Here is a 1,744-nt window from a genome sequence, read left to right on the forward strand (position 1 = left end):
CCAATAAATTATAGAATATATGATAAAAAGCAGGGACAAACAAAAAACGATTATTTTAGAGAAATGGTAAGTGAAATGTAATTGCTCAACTAGGGGAAAAAAGGGAGCCATCAATAGAGAGAGCTTGTTGAATGGATTGATAAGCAGTTAAACCCTGTCGCTTCCCAGTATTGACAACTGAACGAACAGCAGCAAACAAATCTCGCCCCCATTCCGAACGGAAGCCATTAGTCACACGGCGAAATACCACGCTCATCCTAATCGCCTGTTCACTACTATTATTCGTTGGTGGAATCCCCGCATCTTCCAGAAATAGAAATAAATTGTCAATTAGCCCACCATAGCGTTTTCGTAACCGGATACCATCCGGATGATGTGGCGCTAAATTTAAAATCCCGGTTAATCTTTCCTGTAAATTTTCTCGGTATCGCTTGAGTCTGGCATCGTCGATTTTTTCTCGTCGTCGATGGATGATAAAAGCTCTTAATAATAACCTCTTCATCCCTGGGGCAAAAACTCTGTCAAGAGCATCAATCGCATATTGGCAATCCCGCAGTTGATGGGCCAAACACACTTGCCATTGTGGGGCTGGGTGATTTTTTTGAGCGCTAAATAAATCTGACACCCAGATATCGGGACGGTGTTCTGCTAGAACTTCGTTAATTACCCCAGTCCCTCGACTCGGGCGGATGACGTGTAAACAAACATCTGGGTTCTGAAACACCCACTCCCACTGATTTTGTCCATTAACTCTCGCACTGGTTTCATCTGAACAAATTAATTTTGCCCGCCGCAACCGATGGAGTATTTGAGTTACTTGGTCATCTAAACTCGTTTTGACTTTCTCTAATAGGTTGGCGATTGCTCCTTCTGATATCTTGAGTCCAAAGACAGATGCCAATATGGACGATAGCCGTTCGTAGCTGATCGCATGAGTGTAGCGCAGATACGTAACCAGGCTTTGAATTGAACTGCCAAATGGTGAACCCGGTTCCATTCCTGCGGGTACGGGGGCAAGATACTCGGTTTGACAACAGGCGCAGCGACCGCTATAACGTTCGATTCGGGTGATGATGGGGCGAATTGGGGGTAGTTCGATTTTTTCGTAGACGGATTGCAATTTTTGTGCGGCGCCGGTGACTTTCTCTCCACACTGGGGGCAATTTTTGAGTTGGGCGATGATTGTTTGGTCGGGATGAGGATGTAGTTCTCTTCCGCCTCCGACTCTTCCTAGGCTTTTTTGTCTTTTTATCCCCTCAATTTTCGATGGCTTAATGTTGGGCTTGAATCCTGTGGACGGTGGAGTGCTGGAATTTTTGCTAGTTTTTTTGGGAGATGGGCCTAGTTTTGGTTGGTCTGTGGTTGCTAACGCTGCGGTGAGTTTTTGGATTTTCTCCCATAGCTCTACTATCAAGGCTTCTTTTGCTTCGTTCGATAGCTGTTTTAGGTCGGGGAGTTTTTCCATTCCTTGATCTAATGTCTATCTTGTCTTCTTGTCAAGGGGGTTGAGCAATTACAGTGAAATAATAAGCTGGGGAGTCAAACCCAGAATGGTAACAGGAGATAGTTGGTATTCAGGAGTAGAAAACTTGAAATTTCTAAAAAACCAGAAATTGGGTTTCCTATTCGGAATTGAAAAAAATAGAACTGTTTCAAATGAACCACAGAAGTATTGTCAGGTAAGCACTCTGGCTATTTCCGAAGAAGGATTAAAGACTCATCTGAAAGAATTTGGATTTATAAA

Annotated in this window: 1 protein-coding gene and 1 pseudogene; one reads left to right on the forward strand and one right to left on the reverse strand. The window is 43.5% G+C overall.

The window, feature by feature from the left end:
* Nucleotides 1-85: 85 nt before the first annotated feature.
* The gene (gene tnpC, locus QT987_RS29650; RefSeq protein ID WP_333247059.1) at nucleotides 86-1,465 is read right to left on the reverse strand and encodes an IS66 family transposase; all 1,380 of its coding nucleotides are present in this window, start codon (nucleotides 1,463-1,465) and stop codon (nucleotides 86-88) included.
* A 55-nt stretch (nucleotides 1,466-1,520) separates the two neighbouring features.
* Between tnpC and QT987_RS29655 the strand changes: the two are divergent.
* Nucleotides 1,521-1,744: pseudogene (locus QT987_RS29655) on the forward strand (IS701 family transposase); the annotation flags it as partial.

It is taken from the genome of Microcoleus sp. SVA1B4, from assembly GCF_036700545.1.
In the GTDB taxonomy this organism is placed as follows: Bacteria; Cyanobacteriota; Cyanobacteriia; order Cyanobacteriales; family Microcoleaceae; genus Microcoleus.